Annotated in this window: 23 protein-coding genes; 10 read left to right on the top strand and 13 right to left on the bottom strand. The window is 71.1% G+C overall.

Features of this window, described 5'->3' with window-relative positions; genetic code table 11:
* Positions 1-158: 158 nt before the first annotated feature.
* Both ACFFRH_RS23870 and ACFFRH_RS23875 read right to left on the bottom strand, forming a co-directional pair.
* Positions 159-1,097 carry a hypothetical protein gene (locus ACFFRH_RS23870; RefSeq protein ID WP_386159595.1) on the bottom strand — a complete coding sequence of 313 codons (939 nt, stop codon included), beginning with the start codon at positions 1,095-1,097 and terminating at the stop codon, positions 159-161.
* Positions 1,098-1,132: 35 nt separating this feature from the next.
* Entirely contained in the window at positions 1,133-1,834 is a 702-nt protein-coding gene (locus tag ACFFRH_RS23875; protein ID WP_344746716.1) for a CAP domain-containing protein, read from the bottom strand.
* Between the two features lie 528 nt (positions 1,835-2,362).
* Between ACFFRH_RS23875 and rplM the strand changes: the two genes are divergently transcribed.
* The 3 genes from rplM to glmM all read left to right on the top strand — a co-directional run bounded on the left by rplM (position 2,363) and on the right by glmM (position 4,756).
* The gene (rplM, locus tag ACFFRH_RS23880) at positions 2,363-2,806 is read left to right on the top strand and encodes a 50S ribosomal protein L13 (RefSeq protein ID WP_344746717.1); all 444 of its coding nucleotides are present in this window, start codon (positions 2,363-2,365) and stop codon (positions 2,804-2,806) included.
* Positions 2,807-2,875: 69 nt separating this feature from the next.
* Complete coding sequence (gene rpsI / locus ACFFRH_RS23885; protein ID WP_344746718.1) at positions 2,876-3,397, top strand: 30S ribosomal protein S9; 522 nt, start codon at positions 2,876-2,878, stop codon at positions 3,395-3,397.
* Positions 3,398-3,400: 3 nt separating this feature from the next.
* Complete coding sequence (glmM, locus tag ACFFRH_RS23890) at positions 3,401-4,756, top strand: phosphoglucosamine mutase (protein WP_344746719.1); 1,356 nt, start codon at positions 3,401-3,403, stop codon at positions 4,754-4,756.
* A 303-nt stretch (positions 4,757-5,059) separates the two neighbouring features.
* On the opposite strand, the gene ACFFRH_RS23895 is transcribed toward glmM, so the two are convergent.
* The 6 genes from ACFFRH_RS23895 to ACFFRH_RS23920 form a co-directional block, all read right to left on the bottom strand.
* Positions 5,060-5,776: an ABC transporter permease gene (locus ACFFRH_RS23895; RefSeq protein ID WP_344746720.1), complete on the bottom strand. Its 717-nt coding sequence runs from the start codon at positions 5,774-5,776 to the stop codon at positions 5,060-5,062.
* Positions 5,777-5,778: 2 nt separating this feature from the next.
* Positions 5,779-6,693, bottom strand: a complete 915-nt coding sequence (locus ACFFRH_RS23900) for an ABC transporter ATP-binding protein (protein ID WP_344746721.1) — start codon at positions 6,691-6,693, stop codon at positions 5,779-5,781.
* Entirely contained in the window at positions 6,690-7,604 is a 915-nt protein-coding gene (locus ACFFRH_RS23905) for an ABC transporter permease (RefSeq protein ID WP_344746722.1), read from the bottom strand. The genes ACFFRH_RS23900 and ACFFRH_RS23905 overlap by 4 nt, the downstream gene beginning before the upstream one ends.
* Entirely contained in the window at positions 7,597-8,502 is a 906-nt protein-coding gene (locus ACFFRH_RS23910) for an ABC transporter ATP-binding protein (RefSeq protein ID WP_386159603.1), read from the bottom strand. Before ACFFRH_RS23910 ends, ACFFRH_RS23905 begins: the two co-directional genes overlap by 8 nt.
* A 78-nt stretch (positions 8,503-8,580) precedes the next feature.
* Positions 8,581-9,537, bottom strand: a complete 957-nt coding sequence (locus ACFFRH_RS23915; RefSeq protein ID WP_344746723.1) for a DUF389 domain-containing protein — start codon at positions 9,535-9,537, stop codon at positions 8,581-8,583.
* A 143-nt stretch (positions 9,538-9,680) separates the two neighbouring features.
* Positions 9,681-10,271: a hypothetical protein gene (locus tag ACFFRH_RS23920; protein WP_344746724.1), complete on the bottom strand. Its 591-nt coding sequence runs from the start codon at positions 10,269-10,271 to the stop codon at positions 9,681-9,683.
* Positions 10,272-10,807: 536 nt separating this feature from the next.
* Between ACFFRH_RS23920 and ACFFRH_RS23925 the strand changes: the two genes are divergently transcribed.
* Together ACFFRH_RS23925 and ACFFRH_RS23930 are read left to right on the top strand one after the other, a co-directional pair.
* A complete protein-coding gene (locus ACFFRH_RS23925) occupies positions 10,808-12,028 on the top strand; it encodes a cytochrome P450 (RefSeq protein ID WP_386159608.1) in 1,221 nt (406 codons plus the stop codon).
* Between the two features lie 177 nt (positions 12,029-12,205).
* Positions 12,206-12,985 carry a class I SAM-dependent DNA methyltransferase gene (locus ACFFRH_RS23930; protein ID WP_386159610.1) on the top strand — a complete coding sequence of 260 codons (780 nt, stop codon included), beginning with the start codon at positions 12,206-12,208 and terminating at the stop codon, positions 12,983-12,985.
* A gap of 72 nt (positions 12,986-13,057) precedes the next feature.
* On the opposite strand, the gene ACFFRH_RS23935 is transcribed toward ACFFRH_RS23930, so the two are convergent.
* The gene (locus ACFFRH_RS23935) at positions 13,058-13,630 is read right to left on the bottom strand and encodes a TetR/AcrR family transcriptional regulator (RefSeq protein ID WP_344746727.1); all 573 of its coding nucleotides are present in this window, start codon (positions 13,628-13,630) and stop codon (positions 13,058-13,060) included.
* Positions 13,631-13,737: 107 nt separating this feature from the next.
* Here ACFFRH_RS23935 and ACFFRH_RS23940 point away from each other — a divergent pair, with 107 nt between their 5' ends.
* Positions 13,738-14,571 (top strand): NAD(P)H-binding protein, encoded by an 834-nt coding sequence (locus ACFFRH_RS23940; protein ID WP_344746728.1) that lies wholly within the window; start codon positions 13,738-13,740, stop codon positions 14,569-14,571.
* A gap of 240 nt (positions 14,572-14,811) precedes the next feature.
* Positions 14,812-16,443, top strand: a complete 1,632-nt coding sequence (locus ACFFRH_RS23945; protein ID WP_344746729.1) for an NsdA family TPR-like regulatory protein — start codon at positions 14,812-14,814, stop codon at positions 16,441-16,443.
* Here the strand turns inward: ACFFRH_RS23945 and ACFFRH_RS23950 are convergent.
* From ACFFRH_RS23950 to coaA, 3 genes are all read right to left on the bottom strand, one after another.
* Complete coding sequence (locus ACFFRH_RS23950) at positions 16,407-16,985, bottom strand: GNAT family N-acetyltransferase (protein WP_344746730.1); 579 nt, start codon at positions 16,983-16,985, stop codon at positions 16,407-16,409. The two genes, ACFFRH_RS23945 and ACFFRH_RS23950, sit on opposite strands and share 37 nt — an antisense overlap.
* A 223-nt stretch (positions 16,986-17,208) precedes the next feature.
* On the bottom strand, positions 17,209-17,982 hold the full coding sequence (locus tag ACFFRH_RS23955) for a MerR family transcriptional regulator (protein WP_344746731.1): 774 nt from the start codon (positions 17,980-17,982) through the stop codon (positions 17,209-17,211).
* Between the two features lie 107 nt (positions 17,983-18,089).
* Positions 18,090-19,025, bottom strand: coding sequence for a type I pantothenate kinase (gene coaA / locus ACFFRH_RS23960; RefSeq protein ID WP_344746732.1), 936 nt, complete (start codon positions 19,023-19,025; stop codon positions 18,090-18,092).
* Between the two features lie 252 nt (positions 19,026-19,277).
* Here coaA and glmS point away from each other — a divergent pair, with 252 nt between their 5' ends.
* The gene (gene glmS, locus ACFFRH_RS23965) at positions 19,278-21,131 is read left to right on the top strand and encodes a glutamine--fructose-6-phosphate transaminase (isomerizing) (RefSeq protein WP_446697424.1); all 1,854 of its coding nucleotides are present in this window, start codon (positions 19,278-19,280) and stop codon (positions 21,129-21,131) included.
* A 177-nt stretch (positions 21,132-21,308) separates the two neighbouring features.
* Entirely contained in the window at positions 21,309-22,724 is a 1,416-nt protein-coding gene (locus ACFFRH_RS23970) for a PhoX family protein (protein ID WP_386159619.1), read from the top strand.
* 76 nt (positions 22,725-22,800) lie between these two features.
* On the opposite strand, the gene ACFFRH_RS23975 is transcribed toward ACFFRH_RS23970, so the two are convergent.
* Entirely contained in the window at positions 22,801-23,490 is a 690-nt protein-coding gene (locus tag ACFFRH_RS23975) for an SDR family NAD(P)-dependent oxidoreductase (protein WP_386159621.1), read from the bottom strand.
* A gap of 211 nt (positions 23,491-23,701) precedes the next feature.
* Between ACFFRH_RS23975 and ACFFRH_RS23980 the strand changes: the two genes are divergently transcribed.
* Positions 23,702-24,052: a holo-ACP synthase gene (locus tag ACFFRH_RS23980; protein ID WP_386159623.1), complete on the top strand. Its 351-nt coding sequence runs from the start codon at positions 23,702-23,704 to the stop codon at positions 24,050-24,052.
* The last annotated feature ends 7 nt before the right edge of the window (positions 24,053-24,059 follow it).

The following is a 24,059-nucleotide window of genomic DNA, read 5'->3' on the forward strand; positions in this document are numbered from 1 at the left end:
TCGCCGGCGCTGCCGAACCCTCGGCTTCACGTTGGTGCTCGGACCCGGATTCCTGGCCACGCATACGGGGCAGCCTAGCGACAGCCGGAGATCGTCATGCGAGTATGGCCGCATCGTCTGCCGGATTCGTGCCCCAAAGTGTCAGTATGACCTTGTGGTCAAGGCCGTTTTCCGGTCAGCGACCGTGACTCCAGGGCGGGGGTGATGGTCGCGTCCGCCGTGCCGAAGGCCGCCTGGTTCAGCTTCTTGACCTCGGTCTTCTTCGGCAGGTGGCCGTCTTTGTACTGGAACCAGACCATTACCGCGTAGTGCCCGTGGCGCCATTCGCCCACGAAGGCCTCGCCGGTGCCGAGAAGTTTGGTGACCTTATCCTTACCTGGCAGCGGTTTGAGGTATTCCTCCCGCTCCTTGCCGGAGCCGACCGAGACGACCTTGGACGCTCCCGCCGAGGTCTTGAGGTTGGCGACCCCCACGGTGCCGATGATCTTCCCTGAGGCGTCGCGGAAGCTCGCCCGCAGGAGCTGGTTGCACTTGGCCGCGACGAGGGCCTTCTGGAGCTTCTCCCCGACCACCGCCTTGTCGCACTTCTTGTCGGTCCTGCGCGTGGTCATCAGGTAGGTCTGCCCGCCGATCTTCACCTTCTTGCGCTTGAACACCTCGTTCAGGGTGAGAAGGTGCGGGTCGCCGGCGCGGGAGGAGGCGAAGCCGAACTTGCCCTCCGCGGTGCTGGAGGGCGGCAGGAGGGGGGCCTCGGCGGTGGGGTCCGCCGCGCCGGGCACCGGGGCGGGGTCGGAGTTGGCCAGTACGGCCAGGCCGATGCCCGCGGCGACCAGCGCGGCGAACGCCCCGGCCGCGATGAAGATCGGGCGGCGTGAGCGGGGCCCCTCGTCGTACGGGCTCCACATCTCCTGGCGGGGCCGCTCCTTGGGCGGCTTCGCGGGACGTCCTCGCGGCCCGGCGGGCTGGGTGGCCTGGGGAGAGGGCTCTGGGGGGCGGTTGTTCGGCGAGGCGTCGAACCAGTGCTGGCCCTGCGCGGGCGGCGGCGCGTCAGGCCGGTCGTAAGGCTGGCGACGCGGTGGCTCCACGGGAAAACCCATGCGCCGAGCGTAGCTCGGTATCGGAGCCGGTTGGCTCAGGAGTATCCGAAGTCCTGGGTCCACCAGGGCCCGTCGGGACCCTGGACGGCCCCGACCCCGGTGGCCGTGAGCTCGCAGTTGAGGATGTTGCGCCGGTGGCCGCTGGTTCCCATCCAGCTGCGCACCGCCTCGTCGGGGGAGGTGTAGCCACGCCCGATGTTCTCCGCGCCGCCGTCGCGGTAGCCGGTGGCCTCCATCCGCTCCCAGGGGGACGTGCCGTCGGCGGAGGTGTGGGAGAGGCTTCCGGCGGCCGCCATTCCGGCCGAGTGCCTCCTGGCCGACGCGGTCAGCCGCCTGTCGGTCCGGAGCGGCGCGCACCCGGCCCGTCTGCGCTCGATGTTGATGAGCCGGACGACCTCGCGCTCCATCGCGCCTAGGGCGGAGGTGGCGCCGCCGTCGCCGTCGCCGTTGAGCAGGTAACGGGAGGGGCCGTCCTCCCCGGAGCCGCCGGGGGACGCGTCGGCGCTCGGGGTGGGGCGCGGGCGCCGGTCCTGGGGGGTGGTGGGGGCGGCGGAGGCGCGGGCGACCCGGGAGAGCGGGGCGCGCTCGACCTGCCCGGCCAGGGCGCCGCTGGGCGTGGGCCTCGCCGGCCCGGTGTCGTTCAGGTAGATCTGGTCCGCGGCGTTCTCGTCGCGGCTGCCCCGGCCGATGACGAAACCGACCAGCAGAACGGCGAGCAGGCACGCGAACACCCCCATGCGACGCAGGCGCGCTCGCTGGGTATGCCCGGGGTGAGGAAGCTGCCACATACCGCTATCAAAGATAGAGATGTTTGAGGTGAGGAAGAAGGGAATGCTGAGAACATGTTGGAACCGTTCCGTGAAGGTTCCGATGCGGCGGCCCCGAGATCGTCGTCCCGAGTCCTCCCCGGGAGGGCGCGTCCGCCGGGTCCAGGTCCTGGTGACGGCCCCGTGACGGCCTCGCCTGGTGGCGTCGGACCCGTGGTCCCGCGTGGCGGTTTCCGGGCATCGCCCGAGGGCGGGTAGACTTCGAGGGATACCGGCGGAGAGTCATGATCATTTTGCAATGCACTCTCCCGCGCCGGTATCCTGCTAGTTCGTTGTGTGCGAATTGGTCTCCTTCGTAGACCGATACGCGGCGCGTCCGGCGTCATCTCCTCTTTTCATGGAGACGGAAGGTCCGGGCTGTCGTGTGCCCGCACCTACCGACCATGTTGCTGTCCTTTCCGACAGCGCCGAAGACGCGACCAAAGAAGGCATACGACCGTGCGCACGTACACACCCAAGCCTGCCGAAGTCGAGCGTCAGTGGCACATCATCGACGCCACCGACATCGTGCTTGGCCGGCTGGCCAGCCACGTCGCGATCCTGCTTCGCGGTAAGCACAAGCCGACCTTCGCCAACCACGTCGACACCGGTGACTTCGTCATCGTCATCAACGCCGACAAGGTCGCGCTGACCGGTAACAAGCTTGAGCAGAAGAAGGCCTACCGCCACTCGGGCTACCCGGGCGGTCTGCGCTCCATGACCTACGGCGAGCTCATGGACAAGCGTCCCGACCGCGCCGTCGAGAAGGCCGTGAAGGGCATGCTGCCCAAGAACGCTCTCGGCCGGAAGATGATCAAGAAGCTCAAGGTCTACGCCGGTTCCGAGCACCCGCACCAGGCGCAGCAGCCGGTGTCTTTCGAGCTCACCCAGATCGCCCAGTAGTCACTAGCTGCTTGTCGCCAGCAGCGTTGGCCGATGGCCGACGCCGAGTAGGAAAGTTAGAGGAGAACCGTGGCTGAGTCCACCGGTGTCGAGACGCCCGTCGAGGGCGAGCAGGAAGCGTACTCCGCGGAGGAGTTCCCCTCCGAGTACACCTCCGAGTCCACCGCCAGCGGCGACGTCGCCGTCCGCAAGCCCATCACCACCGGCAACTCGTACGGCACTGGCCGTCGCAAGGAGTCCGTGGCCCGCGTGCGCATCGTGCCGGGCACCGGCAAGTGGACGATCAACGGTCGTACGCTTGAGAACTACTTCCCGAACAAGGTCCACCAGCAGATCGTCAACGAGCCCTTCGTGGTGCTCGGTGCCGAGGAGCAGTTCGACGTCATCGCCCGCATCAACGGCGGCGGCGTGACCGGCCAGGCCGGTGCCCTGCGCATGGGTCTCTCCCGCGCGCTGACCGCGCTGGACGTCGAGGTCAACCGCCCGCCGCTGAAGAAGGCCGGCTTCCTGACCCGTGACGCCCGCGCCACCGAGCGCAAGAAGTACGGCCTCAAGAAGGCCCGCAAGGCTCCGCAGTACAGCAAGCGTTAAGCGTTGGGGCGCCTTTTCGGCACCGACGGGGTACGTGGGGTCGCTGGACGCGACCTCACGGCCGAGCTCGCCATGGACCTGTCCGTGGCCGCGGCTCATGTCCTCGGCGATGCCGGGGCGTTCAATACCAGCGTCGGGCGGCGTGGCCGTCCCGTCGCCGTCGTGGGCCGGGACCCTCGGGCTTCAGGAGAATTCCTGGAGGCCGCGGTGGTCGCCGGCCTCGCGTCGTCTGGTGTGGACGTTCTCCGGCTCGGCGTGCTGCCCACCCCGGCGGTCGCTTACCTGACGACGGCTCTCAGAGCCGACATGGGCGTGATGATCTCCGCCTCCCACAACCCGGCCCCCGACAACGGGATCAAGTTCCTCACCCGGGGCGGCTACAAGCTGCCCGACACGGTGGAGAACGAGATCGAGCAGCGGCTCGGCGAGAAGTGGGAGCGTCCTGTCGGTGCCTCGGTCGGCCGCGTACGCGAGGCGTACGGTGAGGCCGACCGCTACGTGTCCCACGTGCTGTCGACCGTGAACGGCCGTCTCGACGGCCTGAACGTGGTCCTCGACTGCGCCCACGGCGCCGCCCACATGGTGGCTCCCGAGGCGTTGCTGCGGGCCGGGGCCACCGTGGAGACGGTCGGGGCGCGCCCCGACGGTCTCAACATCAACGCGGGGGTCGGCTCCACCCACCTGGACAAGCTCCAGCAGATCGTGGTCTCCCGCAACGCGGACGTGGGCATCGCCTACGACGGCGACGCGGACCGCTGCCTGGCCGTCTCGCACACCGGTGAGATCATCGATGGCGACCAGATCATGGCCGTGCTGGCCATGGCCATGCGCGCCGAGGGGAAGCTGGCCGGTGACACCGTGGTGGCGACGGTCATGTCCAACCTGGGCTTCAAGATCGCGCTCAAGAACGCCGGTGTCGACGTCGTCGAGACCGCCGTGGGCGACCGCTACGTCCTGGAGGCCATGAGGGCCGGGGGTTACAACCTCGGTGGCGAGCAGTCCGGCCACGTCCTGATGCTCGACCACGCCACCACCGGGGACGGCCTGCTGACCTCGCTGCACCTGCTGGCGGTCGTGGCGCGGGAGAAGAAGTCGCTGGCCGAGCTGGCCTCGGTGATGACCCGCCTGCCGCAGGTCCTGGTCAACGTGAAGGACGTCGACCGGTCCAAGGCCTCGGCGCCCGAGCTGACCGCCGCGGTCAGCGCCGCGGAGTCGGAGCTGGGGGAGACCGGGCGGGTGCTGATCCGGCCGAGCGGCACCGAGCCGATGATCCGCGTCATGGTCGAGGCGGCCTCGGCGGAACAGGCCGAGCAGCTGGCCGGCCGGCTGGCCGAGGTCGTCCGCACGGCCTGCGTCTAGCCCCGGAGACCGTCTGAACCCGGAGACGGCCTGCGCCCGGACCGGGAGAACGCGAGAAGAGCACGGCCCGCACCTCCGGTGCGGGCCGTGCTCTTTCATGTGCCCGCCGTCTTCATGTGCCCGTCGTCCTGACCCCCGCCGGCCATCGCCGGGAGCGTTCCGTCGTGGCCGGCGGCCACAAGGTGTGCTTGTCACCCTGGAGGGCGGCCAGCAGGACGCCGGTCGGCGCGCTTCCCCGGCTCTGGCGGGTCGGGCTGAACCCCGGCGACCGTCCGGCCGTCCGACCGTCCGGCCGCCCCGGGGCTACTCGTCGCCGGTGAGGGAGAAGCTGCGCAGGCGCCTGCCCGCCCAGATGACCGCGCCGACGGTGACGACGGCGAGGGCGGGGACGGCGAAGCTCAGGGCGATCTCGGTGGAGAAGAACGCCGAGGACGACAGCTGGTCGGCGATCGTCTGGGCCCACTGCTGGATGGAGAACCTGCGGGCGCCGGGCACGAAGTTGCCGACCACGCCCTCCCAGACGAGCGCGTAGACGATGCCGATCGTGACCGCGTGCCGGGTCAGCACGCCCAGCAGCATGAACACCGCCGCGTACGCGATCCCGCCGACGAGGGAGCCGAGCGCGAAGCCGTACGCGATGCCGGATTCGAGGTTGACCAGGAGGTAGGCCGCGACGAAGGTCGGTACGGCGGCGAACAGCGCGAGCATCGAGGCGGCGACCACGAACTTGGTCCGCGCGATCACCGGGCGGGAGATCGGCTTGGACAGCAGGTGGACGATCGTGCCGTCGTCGATCTCGGGGGCGATCACCCCGGTCCCCGCGATCAGGCCGAGCAGCGGCAGCATGGTGCCGATGGCGAAGGTCCGCATGAGCGTGACCGCGGTCCGCTCGTCGGCGGCGCCGATGAACTTCAACAGGGCGGCCATGGCGACCAGCACCAGGGGCAGCATGATCAGCAGCCAGATCCGGCGGCGGCCGAGGAGCGCCCGGTAGGAGATTCCGGCGATGACACCGTTCATGGTCAGCTGCTCCTGTTGATCAGGTAGGAGAAGACGCTCTCCAGGTCTTCGTCGGCGGGGGAGACCTGCAGGATCCGGATGTCCGCGTCCTTGGCCACCCTGGGCAGCAGCCGGGTGAAGCGCCGGAAGTCGACGGCGTGCACCTCCAGGCCCCCCTCGGTCAGCGAGACCGAGCCCGAGGAGGCGTCGGCGATCAGCGCGGACGCCAGGCGGCGGTCGTCGCTGGAGCGCACCCGGAACAGGTGCGGGCGGTCGGTCATCCGGCGGCGGATCTCGCGGAAGTCCCCGGAGGCGGCGTGACGTCCGGCGACCAGCACCTCGATGTGCTGGGCGACCCGCTCCACCTCCTCCAGGATGTGCGAGCTGAACAGGATGGTCTTGCCCGCGGTGCCCATGGCGCGGACCAGGTCCATCAGGTGCAGGCGCTGGCGCGGGTCCATGCCGTTGAACGGCTCGTCGAGCAGCAGGACCTGCGGGTCGTGGACGAGGGCCGCGGCCACCTTGACGCGCTGGCGCATGCCCTTGGAGTACGTCTCGATCCTGCGGTCCTTGGCGCTCTCCATCTCCACCAGGGCGAGCGCCTTGCGGGCGGCGTCGTCGGGGTTGGGCAGGCGGTGCAGCCTGGCGCTGGACAGCACGAACTGCCAGCCGGTGAGGAAGCCGTAGACGGCCTCGCGCTCGGGGACCAGGCCGACGGAGCGGTAGATCTCGTGGTTGCGCCAGATGCGGTCGCCGTCGAGGGTGACGGTGCCGCCGGAGGGGGCGAGGAACCCGGCCATCATGTGCAGCAGCGTGGACTTGCCCGCGCCGTTCGGGCCGAGCAGGCCGGTGACGCCGGGGCCGACGGTCATGGTGATGTCGTTGACGGCGACCACGTTGCCGTACCAGCGGGAGGCCTGGGCCAGTTCGATCTTCATCGGGAGGCCGCCTTACGGTAGCGCGCGATCAGGGCCGTGAGGGACAGGGCGATCAGCGCGATCATGATCACGCCCGCGGCCAGGGCGCCGCCGCTCTCGGGGTAGACGACGCCCGCGGTGGGTGCCGCCCCGAAGATCCCGACGTGGACGGCGGCGTCCACCAGGAAGAACGGGTTGATCAGCCACGCCCACGCCGCGGTGGCGTCGTCGCCCATCGACTCCAGCGTCGCGAACAGCACGGTCGACACGGCGGAGGCGAGCAGGTAGAAGGCGATGACCGCGGCCACGCCCAGGCCGCGCCTGGGGGTGAACGAGGCGATGGCCACGCCCAGGCAGGCCAGCAGCAGCGCGTAGCCGACCGCGCCGGCCATGCTGGTGAGGTACGCGGCGGTGTGCGTGTCGCCGGGCAGGTCGATGACCACCTCGCCGATGTAGAGCACGGTGAGGGGGGTCGCCAGCAGCAGGAACATGGCGGTCGTCATCGCCGCGAGCTTCGCCCCGACGTAGTCCCGGATCGTCACCGGGCGCGACAGGTAGAGCGGCAGCACCCGGAAGCGCAGGTCGGGCGCGACGGCGTACGGCGACTGCGAGGCCAGGAAGATCGCGAGCACGGCCTGCATGACGACGGCGTACTCGGTGTAGCGCATCCCCTCCTGCTTGACCAGCGCCATGATCGCGATGGAGACGACCGCGGGCAGGAGCATCACGCCCACGAGCGCGAACGGGATGATCTTCGAGCGGGCGGTGCGGCCGAGCCCGAAGATCCCGCGCAGGCTGTGCAGGGTCAGCGCGGCGGTGGCGTGGCCGCGGCCGAGCCGCGGTCCCTCGTAGTGGCGGTACCCGATGTCGTGGATGACGCCCGTGGGCTCGGCCATGGGCTCGGCCATGGACCCGGACATGGACTCAGACATTGACCGGCTCCCTGAAGACGTCCTCGATGCGCTGGCGGCCCTGCTCCACGCGCACGAGGCAGAGGTCGAGCTCGCAGACGGTGTCGCGGAGCGTGTCGAAGGTCTCCGGCGCGCGGACGTGGACGAGCAGCAGCCTGCCGTGCGGGGTGACGGTCTCGCCCAGCTCGGTCAGGCGGGCCGCCAGCGCGTCCTGGCCCTCCTCGACCTCGACGGTGACGGTCTGGGTGATCTGGGTGAACTCCCCGATGGCCGAGGAGCGCAGCAGCTTGCCGCCGTCGATCACGATGACGTGGTCGCAGACCCGCTCCAGCTCGCCCAGCAGGTGGGAGGTGACCAGCACGCTGATGCCGAACTCGGAGCCGATCCTGCGGATCAGCGAGAGCATCTCGTCGCGGCCCCGCGGGTCGAGGCCGTTGGTGGGCTCGTCCAGCAGGACCAGGCGCGGGTCGTGCACCAGGGCCTGGGCCAGCTTGACGCGCTGCTTCATGCCGGTGGAGTAGCCGCCCATCGCCCGGTAGCGCTCCTCGTACAGCCCCACGTGGCGCAGGACGTCGGCGGCGCGCTCGCGGGCCGCGGTGCGCGGCAGGCCCGACATCTGGGCCATGTGAACGGTGAACTCGGTGGCGGACAGGTCGGGCGGCAGGCAGTCGTGCTCCGGCATGTAACCCACGACGCGGCGGATCTCCGCTCCCCTGGTCGTCGTGTCCATGCCCAGCACCTGGGCGCTTCCCGCGCTGGGTTCGAGCAGGCCGAGCAGGATCTTGATCAGCGTTGATTTGCCCGCGCCGTTGGCGCCGACCAGGCCGGTCACACCGGGGCCGACGGTGACGGTGAGCTGGTCGAGCGCCGTCACCCGGGGGAAACGTCTGGTTAGTCCCTCGGTGGCGAGGATAGTCATGCTCGGACACTATCCGTCGCCGCAGGTGCGCACCTCCGTCACACGAAGGAGTCTCGCCTCGTCCGAAAGGGCAATTCTTTACCGCTGACTCCCACCCGGACGGGCCGGAAGCCTCATCCCGAACCTGGACCAGTACGCCTTCTGGACGAGGAGCGTCACCGCCCCGGAAATGATCATGCCCGCGACGTTCACCCCGAGCTGGACGGCCGAGGCGGCCATGTCGCCCCAGCGGGCCAGCGCGGCGGCGACCGCGAAGTATCCGGCGGCGGGGACCGTGGTGACCGAGATGAAGACGCCGACCAGGGCCGACGACTTGCCCGCGGTGACCGAGAGCACCCCGGCGGCCCCGGCGAGCAGCGCGACGATGAACGACCACCTGTCGGGCTTGACGATGAACTCGATCTCCTCGTGCCCTGTCCCGAGCGAGCGCACTCCGATCCAGCCGAGCCCCCGCGAGGCCAGCGCGCAGGCGAAGGTGATCGCGATGGCGGCGGCGAAGCCCAGGACCAGGGTCCTGGCCGCGCGGCCGATGAGGTCTTTGTCGGTACGGAGCAGGCCGAAGCAGACGGCCGCGATCGCGCCGAACTCCGGCCCCATCACCATCGCGCCGATGATGAGGATCGGCGAGTTGACGATCACGCCGATCGCCGCGAGCAGCGTGGCGATCGTGAGGAACGCGAGGAAGGCCCAGGTGAGCCGGGTGTCCTCGTCGACCCGCTGGGCGAACTCCGCCCAGACCACCGCGTCGTCGCCGTCGCCGGGCGCCTCCTCCTGGGCGCGCTCGGCCACCTCCGAGATCGACAGGTCGACCTGCTCGGCCGCGATCGAGCCCTCCGTGTGCAGGCCGAGCTCCTGGAGCCGCTCGATCACCTCGTTGGCGGCCTCGCGGGCGATGTCGAACTGGACGAGGTCACCGGCGGGGGAGCGCGCGGCACCGGGGAACACGACGATGTTGACGACGCCGACACACCCGTCGAGGATCTCCAGCACCTTGTCCGACAGCTCAGCCGGACTGATCACGCGTAGATGCAGCACGGGCCAACCCTAGGACCTGTGTCCCGGCCCGTCGAAGCCCCGGACCGGACGGCTGTGGGCGGGCGCGGGTCAGGGGGCCCCGCCTGCACCGGATCGTGGTCATCGGTGTCATCGGCCGGTCCGGATCATCGGGCCGGCGCGGGTCAGGGGACCCTGGCGGCGGGGTCCGCGCTCAGGCGGCGGAGCAGGTCGGCGGTCCGGAGGGCCCGCTCGGCCTCCTGGCCGGTCCGGTGGCCCGACTCGACGGCGTCCGCGAGGGCCGCCAGTTCGCGCGGGGGCAGGAAGGCGCGCGCCGCGCGCAGCCGCAGCAGGACTTTGCGGCCGCCCGGCTCCTGGGCGTACAGGTACAGGTAGGGGAGCCGGCGGCCGGTCAGGTCGCGGGCCCTTGAGCACTCGGGGAAGGAGTCCAGCCAGACGTGGGCCCGCGCGAGGTCAACCCTGCGGGTCGTGAACGCGCCGTGGACCTCCACGACGCTTCCCTCCATCTCCGCCCGGAAGCGGAAGATGCCGAGAAGGACGACGAGGAAGACCACCAGGACCACGACGAAGGGCACCATCAGGATCCGGGATTCGAGGGAGGAGCCTCCGGCGGAGACCTGGACGGCCTGTTCGAGCTTCGAGATCACGAACAGCGGGATGCCGACGAAGGGAATGGCCAGGAGTGTGGCGCCGATCTTCATGCCGGTGCTCGCGCCAACGCTCAGCTTCAGCGGACCATGGGATGAGATGCTCACATATCTGACCCTAATCCACTCCTCTGGGTGAGACTTGGTGCTGTTACGGCATGCATAACCACAGGCGGGGAAGTTTTTTACCTCCGATGGGTGACCGGCCGGATCCGGGGCCGGAAAGGTAACGGGGTGTTACGCGGGAAGTCCAGTGCGTTGCGATCATGGCCCTGACGTGCAGATAGGTGATCGGCGCCCTTGTGAAATGGGGCGGACATGTGCTCCCACCTCGCCGGACCGGGAATGGACGGCCCTTTTCCGGGATACTTTCACGGCGGTTATTCGATCAATTCTGTAAGTAAAACACTTATATTTCCCATGGTTCACTCAGCGATCAGTGAGAATGGCTCGCAGGTATAGGCTTCCGCTGTTCCTGGTTCGGCGTCGTCCTTTTCACCGTCGCCGCGTGCCGGCGGGCCCGGAGGCCCGGTCGTTCGCGCGTCCGCCCGGTGGAGGTGGCGGGCGGCGCCGCTCTCCCGGCGGGGCGCGCGGACGGCACCATCCGCGCGTACACCCGAGGTCACGGACGGCGTGGGGGTGGGATGACGGCGGTCGGCGAGTCGGATCGGGCCGCTCCCGGCGGGAGACGGCCGTGGGCGGGCCTGGCCGGGAGCCTGCCCGGTGGGGCGGCGCGGTGGTACCGCCGGGACCCGCTGGGGTTCGTCGAGCGGGCGGCCCGTGAGCACGGCCCGGTGTTCCGGCTGCCCGACGACGGGTCGCTGTGCGTGGCCGACCCGGTGGAGGCCCTGCGGGTGCTGCACGACGAGGAGGGCAACTACGACGAGGTGTCCGACTTCTTCCACGTGCGCGGCGGCAGGCTGGGGCCTCGGGAGACGCAGGTCGCCATCGGGCGGGCGGCGCGGGCGACCGTGCGCGCCCACCTGGCCGCCCACCGCGAGCGGCTGCCCGCCGTCGTGGCGGAGCTGGGGGAGGTGAGCGAGTGGCCGTCGGCCGGACGCGTCGCCGCGCACCGGTTCCTGGCCGGGGCGTTGCTGCGCCCGGACAGCCCGCCGGAGCTGCGGGAGCTGATGGCGCGGGTGGTGGAGCGCGACGTCCTGATCCGCCCCGCCGGTCTGCCGGCACGCGCGGCGCGGACGGCGCTGTGGGCGCGCGTGGTGCGGGCGGTCACCGGTGAGGTGCGCGCCCGGCGGGCCCGCGCGAGACCCGGCGGGCCCGGCGGACCCGGTGACCTGCTGGACGCCGTGCTCGGAGCCACCCCGCCCGGCACGCCCGCCGCGCAGGTCGCCCAGGTGTACCTCCTGCTGTTCCGGACCTCGGTGGCGCCGGTGGGCCACGTGGTCGCCTGGGCGCTGCTGTCGGCCGCGACCCACGATGTCGACCTGGCGGACGTGTCCGCGGAGTCGGCCGTACGGGAGTCGCTGCGGCTGTGGCCGGTGGCGTGGCTGCTGGGCCGCCCGGCGCTCCGCGCCCACCGGGTCGGCGGCGTGCGGCTGGAACCGGGGGAGAGCGTGTCGGTCTGCGTCTACCTGCTGCACCGCGACGACCGGCACTGGCCGCAGGCCGCCCGGTTCCACCCCGGCCGGTGGGACGGCCCCGGCCCTCGCGGGCCCTACCTGCCCTTCGGCGGCGGCCCGTTCATCTGCGCCGGGGCCGCCGTCGCGCAGACCCTGGCCACCGGCCTGCTCGCCGCCGTGACCGACGGCGCCCGCCTGGAGGTGCGCGGCGGCCGGGGACGCCCCCACGTCGCGGGCATCATCACCCCTCCCTCGTTCCAGCTGCGCAGGACCCCCGCCAGACCCTGACCGCCGACGGCCACCAGGAAAGGAGGTGAACTTCGTGAGGAAGTTGCTGCGCCGGGTTACCGGCCGCCGGGTCAACCGGCAGGCGTGGTTCATCTGGTAAGTGCCTCTCCCACCGGCCGCGCCGGGCCCGACGGCCCGGCGCGGCCTCGACGGGACGTCCGCGCACAGGAGGCGCTCATGACGCATGTGGACGAGACGCTGGCGGCGTACGAGAGCGTCGCGGCCCGGTACGACGAGCTGAACGCGCGGATGGACACCGCCACCCTGGTGGACCGATACGTGGAGATGGCCGATCGGTACGGCACGGGCGGGCGGCGGCTGCTGGACGCCGGGTGCGGGACCGGCCGCAGCAGCGTCGCCTTCCGCGAGCGGGGGTTCGAGGTGACCGGCTACGACCTGTCCCCGGCGATGGTGGCGATGGCCCGGAGCAGGCCCGGCGCGGAGGGCGTCCGGTTCCTGGTGGGACGGCTGCAGGAGCCCCCGCCGGGGCTGACCGGCTTCGACGTGGTCGCCTGCGTGGATCTGCCGATGGCGTACCTGACCACCACGGACGAGCTGCGGCGGGCGCTGTCGTCCGCGCGCGGCCAGCTCGCGAGGGACGGGGTGCTGGTCTTCGACCTGAGCACCATCGGTTACTACCGGCGCGCGTTCGGCGTCCCCACGGTCGCCGACCGCGGGGACCGGTACGTGGCGTGGTTCGCGGTGTCCCCGCGGATCGAGGCCGACGCGGTCGTGGTCACCCAGTTCGACCTGTTCGAGCGGGCCGGCGCCGGCTGGGATCGGGTGTCGATGCGGCACGCGCAGCGGCACCACTCCGACCGGACGGTGCGCCGGGTGGCCGAGCGGGCCGGGCTGCGCGTCGTGGCCACCCGCGGGCTGGAGGGGACGTCGGCGCGGGAGCCGGCCGACGAGGACGCCCACGACCGGATCCTGTACGTCGCCCGCCGTGTCGGCTGAGCGGGGGTTCTTCCTCCGGGTGTGTCCCCGGTGGCCGGCCGGTGCCGAGCCGGGGACGTCCGGTGGCACCCCTCAGGCGAGCGAGTCGATCCAGCGCTCCAGGCGACGGCCCTCCACGGCCATGAGCTCGGGGTCCCTGAAGGTGTTGGTGAGGAGCGAGATGCCCTGGTAGGCGGCGACCAGGGCGATCGCGAGCTCGTGGGAGTCGGCGCGGCCCATCGCCCTGAACTGCCGCTCGGCATAGTCGATCAGCAGCCGCATGACCTCGGCCGCGGCGCGGTCGAGGCCGTCGGTGCGCTTGTCGAGCTCCGAGCAGAGGGTCCCGGTGGGACAGCCGTACCGCGCGGTGACCTCGCGCTGCTCGATCCAGCCGCGCAGGAGCGCCTTCAGGCGGTCCCGGGGGCCGGTGTGCGCGTCGAGCGAGGCGGTCATCGCCCGGAAGCCGAGCGCGTGCGCGTCGATCGCCGCCTCGACGAGCTGGTCCTTGGTCTTGAAGTAGTAGTAGACGTTGCCCAGGGGGACCTCGGCCACGCGGGCGATGTCGGCCAGCGTCGTCTTCTCGACACCCTGCTGGTGCAGGACCTGGGAGGCGGCGGCCACGAGCCGCTCCCGCTTGCCCCGCTTCGTTTTGGCTGAGTCAGTCATCTCACTCACAAGTGTAGACAGCCGGCGCGATGCGTGGCTATGGTCTACTAAGTCAGTCAACTAACTTAGTCGAGGGGCGAGCCGCCCCGCGACGGACGGGACTTCTCATGATCGTGGTTACCGGAGCGACCGGGAACGTCGGACGAGTGCTGGTACGGGCGCTCGCCGAGGCCGGAGAGCGGGTGGTGGCGGTCTCACGGCGGCCTTCCGACATGCCGGAAGGCGTGACGCACCATCAGGCCGACCTGGCCGTCCCGGAGAGCCTCCGGCCGGCGCTCGACGGAGCCGACGCGCTGTTCCTCCTCGTCGCCGGTGCCGGCGAGCACCTGGACCCGCGAGGCATCCTCGGCGCCGCGAAGGCGGCCGGGGTCGGGAGGGTCGTCCTGCAGTCCTCCCAGGCCGCCGGGACGCGACCGGAGTCCGGCTCCCATTCCCCCCTCCGGGTGCTGGAGGACACCGTGCGGCGGTCGGGCCTGGAGTGGACCGTCCTGCGGCCGGGAGGCTTCGCCTCCAACGCGTTCGCGTGGGCGGAGACGATCCGCTCGCGGCGGACGGCCGCCGCGCCGTTCGGCGACGTCGGGCTGCCGATCGTCGACCCGGCCGACATCGCCGAGGTCGCGGCCGTGGTCCTGCGCGAGGGGAAGCACGCCGGTCACACGTACGAGCTCACCGGCCCGGCGCCGATCACCCCGCGTCAGCGGGCCCGGGCGATCGGGGACGCGCTGGGCACACCGGTGCGGTTCGTCGAGCAGAGCCGCGAGGAGGCCAGGGAGCAGATGCTGCGGTTCATGCCCGAGCCGGTGGCGGACGGCACCCTCGCCATCCTGGGCGAGCCGTCGGACGCCGAACGGCGGGTGAGCCCCGACGTGGAGAGGATCCTCGGCCGTGCTCCCCGGACCTTCGCCGAATGGGCGCGGCGCAACGTCGGCGTCTTCGGATGACCCGCGGGCCGCGACGTCGTCCGCGGGACCCCGGGCGGGGAACGGAACACTCCCGGAGGTGCCGGACACCTTGATGGGCGCGGACCGGCGGGCGGCGATCACCGGCCACCGAGGTGGTCCATCTGAAAACCGGCGGTCCGGGCCTCGGTTTTCGAATGGACCGTCACTTGGCGTAATCATGCCGTAGCGTTTGGATGACAACAACCGCCTCGGGGGAGTGACGCCCGGGAGGGGTGAGCGATGCCACCCAGACCCCGCAGCCTCAAGCAGCAGATGGACGCCCTCACGGCCCAGATGCGTGAGCACGGGGCGACGTGGAGTCAGATCGCCGCGGATTATCAACTCCGATTCACGTTCAATCCGTTGCGCGGCTACCGCGAGGCACACCGATACACGCAGTCCAAGGTGGTCCAACTATGGAATCTGCGCTGGCCCGACGACGCGCTCAGCGAACGCCGGCTCGGGGCGTGGGAGGCCTGGCCCTCGGCGACCGGAAACGAGCCGCCCCTCTCCGGTCTGGAACGCCTGGCCCGCATCTACCAGTGCCGGGCCGGGGATCTGGTCCACGGAGAGGACCACGGCCGTGACGACGACCACGCCGGCGGGCGTCCGGCGACCACGGACGGCCCCGTTCCCCGGTCCGCACTCACGGTCACCGATATCTCCTCGTTCCTGGGCGGGTTACCGGCACGGCCGCCCGGCAACGGGACCGATCGGATTCTCGCGGTCGCGGATCTGCGGGAGCGGGAGTTCGGCCATCTGGTCGCCGCCCTCACCCAGTGGGCGGACGGGATGAAACGCCGCGACCTACTCGCCGTGATCGCCTCCGCGGCCGCGGCGGCGCACGCCTCCCCCCTTCTCGCCCACCTGGACGGCGACTCCCTCGAACGTCTGGCCCTGGTCTCCCGGACGCCCTCGCGGGTCGACGGCGAGGCGGTCGGGCATGTGGAGACGATCCTTCGTCACGCCATCAGGCAGGAGGACATCCTGGGTCCCCAGGCCGTGCTGGAGACCGCCCTGGCGCAGTACGGGCTGGTCCGACGGCTCCTGACCGGCGTCGCCAACGAGGACCTGCGCCACCGGTTGATGTCGCTGCTGGCGGACATATCCCGCTTCATCGGGTGGCTGTTGTTCAACTCCGGTGACTTCGCCGGAGCCGAGCACTATTACGGCCAGGCCAGGCGCGCCGCTCACGAAGCCGACGACGACCTCATGTCCAGCTATGTGCTCGCCCAGTGGAGTCACCTGGCCACCTGGTCCGGTGATCCCCGTCTCGGAGTCGAGCACGCTCTCGGGGCGCTCGCCTGGGCGCAGCGAGGCGGCAGTCCCATACTGATCGCCTACGCCAACGACGTCGGCGCCCGCGCCTACGCGGGAGTCCTGCGTCGCGAGAACGCCAGGAACCGGGCCAAGGACCACGCGCGGTGCCGCACCGCGTTGTCGGCCGCCCGCTCGGGGCTGGAGGGCTCCGCGGAGGACGACCCCGGCCGGAGCCTGGCGTACTTCTTCGGTCCGGCCATGCTCACGCTGACGCGCGCCCTGTGCCACCTCGACATGCGCGAGCCCGACAGTGCGATCTCCTGCGCGCGGGAGGCGATGACCTCGATCGGGACGGCCTTCTCCCGCAACCTGGCGTTCGGCCACCTGTACCTCGGCCGTGCCTTCGCCCAGAAACGTGAGATCGGCCAGGCCTGTACGGAACTGGCCAGGGCCGCCGAGCTCACCGACCGCAACCGGTCCCCGCGACTGGTCGCGGCCACCGCCGAGGCCCGCCAGGCCCTGTCGCCCTGGAACCGCACCGACCCCCTGGTGCGCCTGGACGAGCGGCTGCGCTCCTACGACCTGCCCGCGGGCAGGTCTTCCAGCAGGTAGATGTCGTAGATGTCGTTGATGGACGACGCCGGGGCGTCCACGCTCCCGACCTGCCGCCAGCCCCACGACCGGTAGAGCCGCTGGTTGCCCTTCAGCCGCGGCTCCACGGCCAGCACCGCCCGCCGCGCCCCGCATCCGGCCAGCACCGCCTCGGTCAGCTTCCTGGCGATGCCGCGCCCGCGGTGGCCCGGCAGCACGCCCAGGTCCACCAGGTGCCAGGTGCGGGAACCGGACTCGTGGGTGAACCCGGCGGGGAGCGGGTCACGCATGCCGTTCCACCAGCGCCCGCCCTCCCGCAGGAACGCCCCGTAGGCGAAGCCGACCAGCAGCCCGTCCTGCCGGGCGACCGCGAGCCGGAACCCCCGCCGTTTGAGAAGGTCGGCGTAGGAGGCACGCTGGTGCTCGAACTCGGCGGGCCCCTCGCTGTTGGGCGGGGCACCGAACGAGTCCCGGTACGCCGTGCCGACCTCCTCGGTGATCGCCCCGGCCTCCTCGGGGCCCAGGACCTTCACGATCACCCGACCGCTCGCCGTCTCGCCCACGGCACCCGCCTTCCTCACCGGCTCCCGCTCCGAAAATATCCACGCGGCTCCGACCGAAACGGCCGGGAAGCCCGAAGTCGCCTGCCGTTGGCGTGATCGCGTCGTCGTGGTCGACCGAAACGGGCGAGAAGCCCGGAAAACCCGGAACCGACGGCCGCCGCCGTGATGGCCGCGATCGGGTCGCCGCGGTCATCCGGGCCGGCGTGAGCGCTCCAGGTCGCGGTCAACCGGCCTGGCGGCAGCGCTCCAGATAGAGGACCAGGTCGCGCATGTGGCCGGCGGGCCAGGGGAGGCTCCGGCCGATCTCCTCGCTGTTCTCCCGCCACATCCGCCGCGCGGCGGCCTTGGTCCCCTCCCCGTCGTCGCCGTCGTCGTGGAAGCGGTTCGCCAGCGCGTCCCAGCGGTGGACCAGGGCCCGCACGCGCGGGTCGTCCACGGGGGTGTGGTCCCGCACGTGCCGCAGGAGCTCCTCGACGAGCCCCGCCCATTCGGTCCTGGCCGTCTCGACGGCCTCCGGGCCGAGGTCGGCCCTGCGCCGGGCCAGTTGCTCCCGCTGCTCCGTCGTGAACGAGCTCTCGAACATAGAGATCATCTCCAGGGTCGTCATGAACTGGTCCGGATCGGGCATCGACGCGCTGTCGATCTGTCCCAGCAGGCCGTGCAGCCGGTGGGTGAGCCGCTGGATCCGCGCGCCGTGCGCCTCCAGCTCGTGGAGCTGGGCTTTCAGCAGGGCGCGCATCGCCGCCAGGTCGTCGGTGGAGTTCGCGAGGACGTCCGCGATCTCCTCCAGGGACAGCCCGAGCGTTCGCAGGGCCCGCACCCGGTACAGCCGCCGCACGTCGTCCCCGGTGTAGCGGCGGTGCCCCGACGCGGTGCGTTCGCTCGCGCTCAGCAGGCCGATCGCGTCGTAGTGGCGCAGCGCGCGTACGGTCATCCCGCTCGTCCGCGCCACCTCGCCGATGCTCCACCGACGCCCGGCGTCGTCTCTCCCGATCACGTCCGCAACGTTAGGACCTGCCGTCGCGGCGGGTTCAAGTCCCTCGCGGGTCCGGCGACACGCGGAACGCGGGACCCCACGGGACGCGGTGCGGAGCGCCGAGAGGGTCAGATTCGGCGGAGGCGGACGCGCTGGATGGAGTGGTTGGCGCCCTTGTGGAGGACCAGGTCGGCCCGTCCCCTGGTGGGGGCGATGTTCTCGACGAGGTTGCGCTCGTTGATGTCGCGCCAGACGTTCTTGGCGAAGTCGGTCGCCTCCTCCTCCGACAGGTCGGCGAGATACCTGAAGTAGGACTTCGGGTCCTCGAAGGCCGTGCGCCGGAGCTTGTGGAAGCGGTCCACGTACCAGTCGCGGATGTGCTCGACCTTGGCGTCCACGTAGATGGAGAAGTCGAAGTAGTCGTTGATCGCGAGAGCGGTGGGCGGGGCGGGCTGGAGGACGTTGAGGCCCTCGACGATGAGGATGTCGGGGCGGCGTACGGTCTGGGTCGCGCCGGGCACGATGTCGTACTCCAGGTGGCTGTAGACCGGGGCCGTCACCTCCGGCAGGCCCGCCTTGACGTCGGCGACGAACCTGACCAGGGCCCGCCGGTCGTAGCTCTCGGGGAAGCCCTTCCTGTGCATGATGTCCCTGGCCGTGAGGGTCTCGTTCGGGAACAGGAAGCTGTCGGTGGTGATCAGGTCCACCCGGGGGTGCTCGGGCCAGCGGGCCAGCAGGGTGTGCAGCAGCCTGGCCGTGGTCGACTTGCCGACCGCGACGCTCCCGGCGATGCCCAGGACGTACGGGGCCTCCCTCCGGCCGCCGCCGAGGAAGGTGTTGAGCGCCGCGCTGCGCTGCCTGGCCCCGGTGAAGTGGAGGTTGAGCAGCCGGGTGAGCGGCAGGTAGATGTCGGTGACCTCGGCCAGGTCGATCGGGTCGTCGACGCCGCGCAGCTCCTCCAGCTCGTCCGCGGTGAGCGTGAGGGGGGTGTTCTTGCGCAGGTCGCTCCACTGAGCCCGGCTCAGCTGCACGTACGGTGTCGCGGTGTCCAAACCGTTGGCCATGCTCAGAGAGCCTACTGATCCGCCGGGGGCGGGCTCCTGCCGGGTGCTGGTCCGCCCGGAACGGGCTCCCCGCCCGATGTCGATCCGCCCGGATCGGGTTCCCGCCGTGTGCCGATCCGTCCGGAGTGGGTTCCCGCCGGGGACCGGTCCGCCGGGAGCGGGTCCCCGGCTCCCTCCACGTACCGGGCGGGATTCTTGGGCTGTCCGGGGGGTTCGCCATAGACGCGGTGGACGATCCCTCAGGGAGGGGGTATGACAATGTGCGGAATAGTGGGATATACGGGACAGCGCCCGGCGGTCGAGGTCGTGGTCGAGGGGCTGGGCCGGCTGGAGTACCGGGGGTACGACTCGGCGGGGATCGCCCTGGTCGGGGCGGACGGCCTCGCCGTGGAGAAGCGGGCGGGGAAGCTGGCCAACCTCCGCTCGGCGCTGGTCTCGCGGCCCGTGCCGCCGGTCGGCGCGACGACGGGGATCGGGCACACCCGGTGGGCCACCCACGGAGCCCCGACCGACCGCAACGCCCACCCGCACACCGACTGCGACGGGCGGATCGCGGTCATCCACAACGGGATCATCGAGAACTTCGCCGCGCTCAGGACCGAGCTGGAGGGCGCGGGGCACCGGATCGTCTCCGAGACCGACACGGAGGTGGTGGCGCACCTGCTGGAGGAGTTCGCCGCCGGAGGTCTCATGGAGGCGATGCGCCGGGTCTGCCTGCGGCTGGAGGGGGCGTTCACCCTGCTCGCGGTCTCGGCCGACGAGCCCGACGTGGTGGTGGGCGCGCGGCGCAACTCGCCGCTGGTGGTCGGCAGGGGGGACGGGGAGAACTTCCTCGGCTCGGACGTGGCGGCCTTCATCGCGTACACGCGCGAGGCGGTGGAGCTGGGCCAGGACCAGGTGGTCGAGCTGCGTCCCTCGAAGATCACGGTCGTCGACTTCCAGGGACTCCCGGCCGTGACACGTGACTACCACGTCGGCTGGGACGCCTCCGCCGCCGAGAAGGACGGCTACGACCACTTCATGCTCAAGGAGATCGCCGAGCAGCCCCGGGCCGTCGCCGACACGCTGCTCGGCAGGATCGGCCAGGACGGGCGGCTGGCGCTGGACGAGATGAGGCTGTCCGACCAGGAGCTGCGCGACATCAACAAGATCATTCTGGTCGCCTGCGGGACCTCGTACCACGCCGGGCTCATCGCGAAGTACGCCATCGAGCACTGGGCCCAGCTGCCCTGCGAGGTCGAGGTGGCGAGCGAGTTCCGCTACCGCGACCCGATCCTCACCCGCGACACACTGGTGATCGTGATCAGCCAGTCGGGCGAGACCATGGACACCCTCATGGCGGTACGGCACGCGCGCGGGCAGCGGTCCCGGGTGCTGGCGGTCTGCAACGTGAACGGTTCCACGATCTCCCGCGAGTCCGACGCCGTCCTCTACACGCACGCGGGCCCCGAGGTCGCGGTGGCCTCCACCAAGGCGTTCCTCACCCAGTTGGTGGCGTGCTACCTGGTGGCGCTCTATCTCGCCCAGGTCAGGGGGGTGAAGTTCGGCGACGAGATCACCCAGATCGTCGAGCGGCTCGCGCAGACGCCGTCCAAGGTGAGCGAGGTCCTCTCGACCGTCGAACCGGTCCGCGCGCTGGCCAGGTCGCTGGCCGACGAGCGGTGCGTGCTCTTCCTGGGGCGGCACGTGGGCTTTCCCGTCGCGCTCGAAGGGGCGCTGAAACTCAAGGAGCTGGCGTACATGCACGCCGAGGGCTTCGCGGCGGGGGAGCTGAAGCACGGCCCGATCGCGCTGATCGACAGGGGGCTCCCGGTGGTCGTCGTCGTCCCCTCGCCGTCCGGCCAGCGGGTGATCCATGACAAGATCGTGTCCAACATCCAGGAGATCCGGGCCAGGGGCGCGCGGACCCTCGTCATCGCCGAGGAGGGGGACGACGCGGTCGGGCGGTACGCCGACACGCTGATCCACATCCCGGCCGTGCCGACCCTGCTCCAGCCGCTGGTCGCCACCGTGCCGCTCCAGGTCTTCGCCTGCGAGCTGGCCACGGCCAAGGGGCACGACGTCGACCAGCCCCGCAACCTCGCCAAATCGGTCACGGTGGAGTAAGCCCCGCCCGGAGGTTCTCCACAGCCTGTGGATAAAGCCTATGGATTACTCATGGCCGGAAGTGGGTATGGGGGCGGCCCGCCTTTTTGTCAGATTAATTGTCGATATATGCCATATAGCGGTTTACTGAGGCAGATTAACGTGGCGTGAATCCACCGGACCCAAGGGAGCCGCAAGATGGATCGTCGTCGTTTCCTCGCCCGAGGTGGTGCGCTGGCCGCCCTGGGGGTGGCCGGGCCGTTCGCCGGCGTCGCACAGGCGGGACTGAACGGGGAGATCCTCCCGGGCGCCGGATACGGGCCGCTGAAGCCGATCAAGGACGAGCGGGACGGCGTGGTGCGCCTCCATCTGCCCGGCGGCTTCCACTACAGGTCCTTCAACGCCGCCGGTGACAAGTACAGCGACGGATCCACCGTCCCCTCCCGGCACGACGGCATGGCCGCGTTCCGCGGGCCCGCGGGCAGCGCGATCCTCGTCCGCAACCACGAGGTGAACGGCCCGGTCGGCGCGTTCGGCGACCCGGCCGAGGCCTACGACCCGGCGGCGGGCGGCGGCACCTCGACCCTGCGGGTCACCCGCTACGGCAAGGTGCTCAAGTCCGCCCCCAGCCTGACCGGCACCCAGATGAACTGCTCCGGCGGCCCGATGCCCTGGGGCGCCTGGGTGACCTGCGAGGAGACCGTCAACGGGCCGGACGTGGGCAACGACTTCACCGGCCAGGACAACGGCAAGCTCACGCAGAAGCACGGCTACATCTTCGAGGTCCCGCTCGACGGCAAGGCCGGGGGGCCGATCAGGAGCGCCGGGCGGTTCGCCCACGAGTCGGCCGCGTTCGACGGGTTCACCGGCGCGGTCTACCTCACCGAGGACAACTTCGGTTTCGCCTCCGGCTTCTACCGCTACCTGCCCCCGAAGAACCCGCTGGCGGCCCGCCGCATCCTCGACGGCGGCAGGCTCCAGATGCTGGCCGTGCGGGGCGCCCCGGGCAAGGACCTCTCGCTCGGCCAGCCCAAGGGGGCCTCGTACGAGACCACCTGGGTGGACATCGACGACCCCGATCCCGCGTTCATCGGCACCCCCGCCAACGACGTCGCCATCCAGGCCGTCGGCAACCAGGGCAGGGCCAAGGGGGCGGCGCTCTTCTCCCGGCTGGAGGGGGCGATCAACCACCACGGCACGATCTACTTCGTCTCCACCCAGGGCGGCGCGACCGCGGACGGCGACACCCCGCCCAGCGGCTTCGGCAAGGGACGCGGCCAGGTGTGGGCGTACGAGACGTGGAGCGGGCGGCTCAGGCTCGTCTACGAGTCGCCGGGCGCGGTCACCCTCGACCTGCCCGACAACGTCACCGCCAGCCCCCGGGGGACCCTGGTCCTCTGCGAGGACGGCTCGGGCGACAACTACCTGCGCGGCCTCACCCGCCGGGGCGAGATCTTCGACTTCTCCCGGCTCGTCCCCGTCGAGGGCGACTCCGGCGCCGAGTTCGCCGGATCGACGTTCGGCCCCGGCGGCCACACCCTCTACGTCAACGTCCAGTCGTCCAAGGGGATGAGCTTCGCCATCTGGGGCCCCTGGCAGCGCGGCGGCTTCTGACCTCCGGGCCCCGGAAGGCCCGGCCGAGCGAGGAGCCCGGCCGGCCAGGTAACCGGGCCACCAGGGGAAGGGGCGGTCACCAGGGAAGAGGGCCGTCCTCCGAGCTGAACGTGCCGGTCGGGCCGTCGCCGCCGAGGGTCGCCATCCGCACGGCCACCGCCGCGCCCTGGGCCGCGGTGCGGGTCCCGGTGTGGCCGGTCAGGTCGGTGGCGCAGTGCCCGGGATCGACGCCGTTGACCAGGATGCCTGACCCCTCCAGCTCGTTGGCGTAGAGCACCGTGATCGCGTTGAGCGCGCTCTTGGCGGAGTTGTAGGCCAGCATCGCCCAGTCGGGGTTGATGCCGTCCCTGGCCGAGGTGAGGGCGAGCGAGCCCAGCCGGGTCGTCATGTTGACGATCCTGGCCTCGCCGGAGGCCCGCAGCAGCGGGATCATCGCGTGGGTGACCGTGACGACCCCGAACACGCCGACCTCGTAGGTGGTCCGCATGTGCGCGGCCGTCACGTCCGCCGGGGCCACGCCGTAGTCGCCGCAGAGCGCGGCGTTGTTGACCAGCACGTCGAGCTTGCCGAACTCCTCGCCGACGGTCTTGGCGGCGTTCAGCGCCGCCGCCTCGTCGGTGACGTCGAGCCGCAGCGGACGGGTGCCCTCGGGAGCGTGGCTCTCGTCGCGAACCCCGGCGAACACCGTCATCCCGCGCCCGGCGAGCTGCCGGGCGATCTCCCGGCCGATGCCCCGCCCGGCTCCGGTGACCAGTGCGATCCTCATGGGCTGTCTCCTGTCTGTCGATTTCTCAGGTGAATCAGGTGAATCAGGTGAATCAGGTGAATCTGATGGATCAGGTGGAGTCGCACAGTCTGGGCAGGGCGTCTTGGAAGTGACCTGCGGGTCAGTTGTGAAACCGGGGACCGGCGGCCGGGATCGGGGGCGTCACGGCACCGGCCACCCTCCTCCGGCCCGGGAGCCCTAGCCTGGGAGGGTGATCGTTGGTATCGGCGTCGACGTCGTGGACACGGCCAGGTTCGAGGCGACGCTGGCGCGGACGCCCGCGCTGCGGGGGCGCCTGTTCACCGAGGGGGAGAGCACGCTGGGCACGGCCTCCCTGGCCGCCAGGTTCGCGGCGAAGGAGGCCGTCGCCAAGGCCCTGGGAGCGCCTCCCGGGCTGCGGCACCTGGACGCCGAGGTGGTCAGCGGGGAGCACGGGCGGCCCGAGCTGCGGGTGACCGGGCGGGCGGCGGAGGTCGCCGGGGCGCTGGGCGTGGCCCGGTGGCACGTCTCCCTGACCCATGACGGGGGCGTCGCCATCGCCTATGTGATCGCCGAGGGATAGATTCGGT

The sequence above is a fragment of the Streptosporangium vulgare genome (genome assembly GCF_042428775.1).
GTDB lineage: Bacteria > Actinomycetota > Actinomycetes > Streptosporangiales > Streptosporangiaceae > Streptosporangium > Streptosporangium vulgare.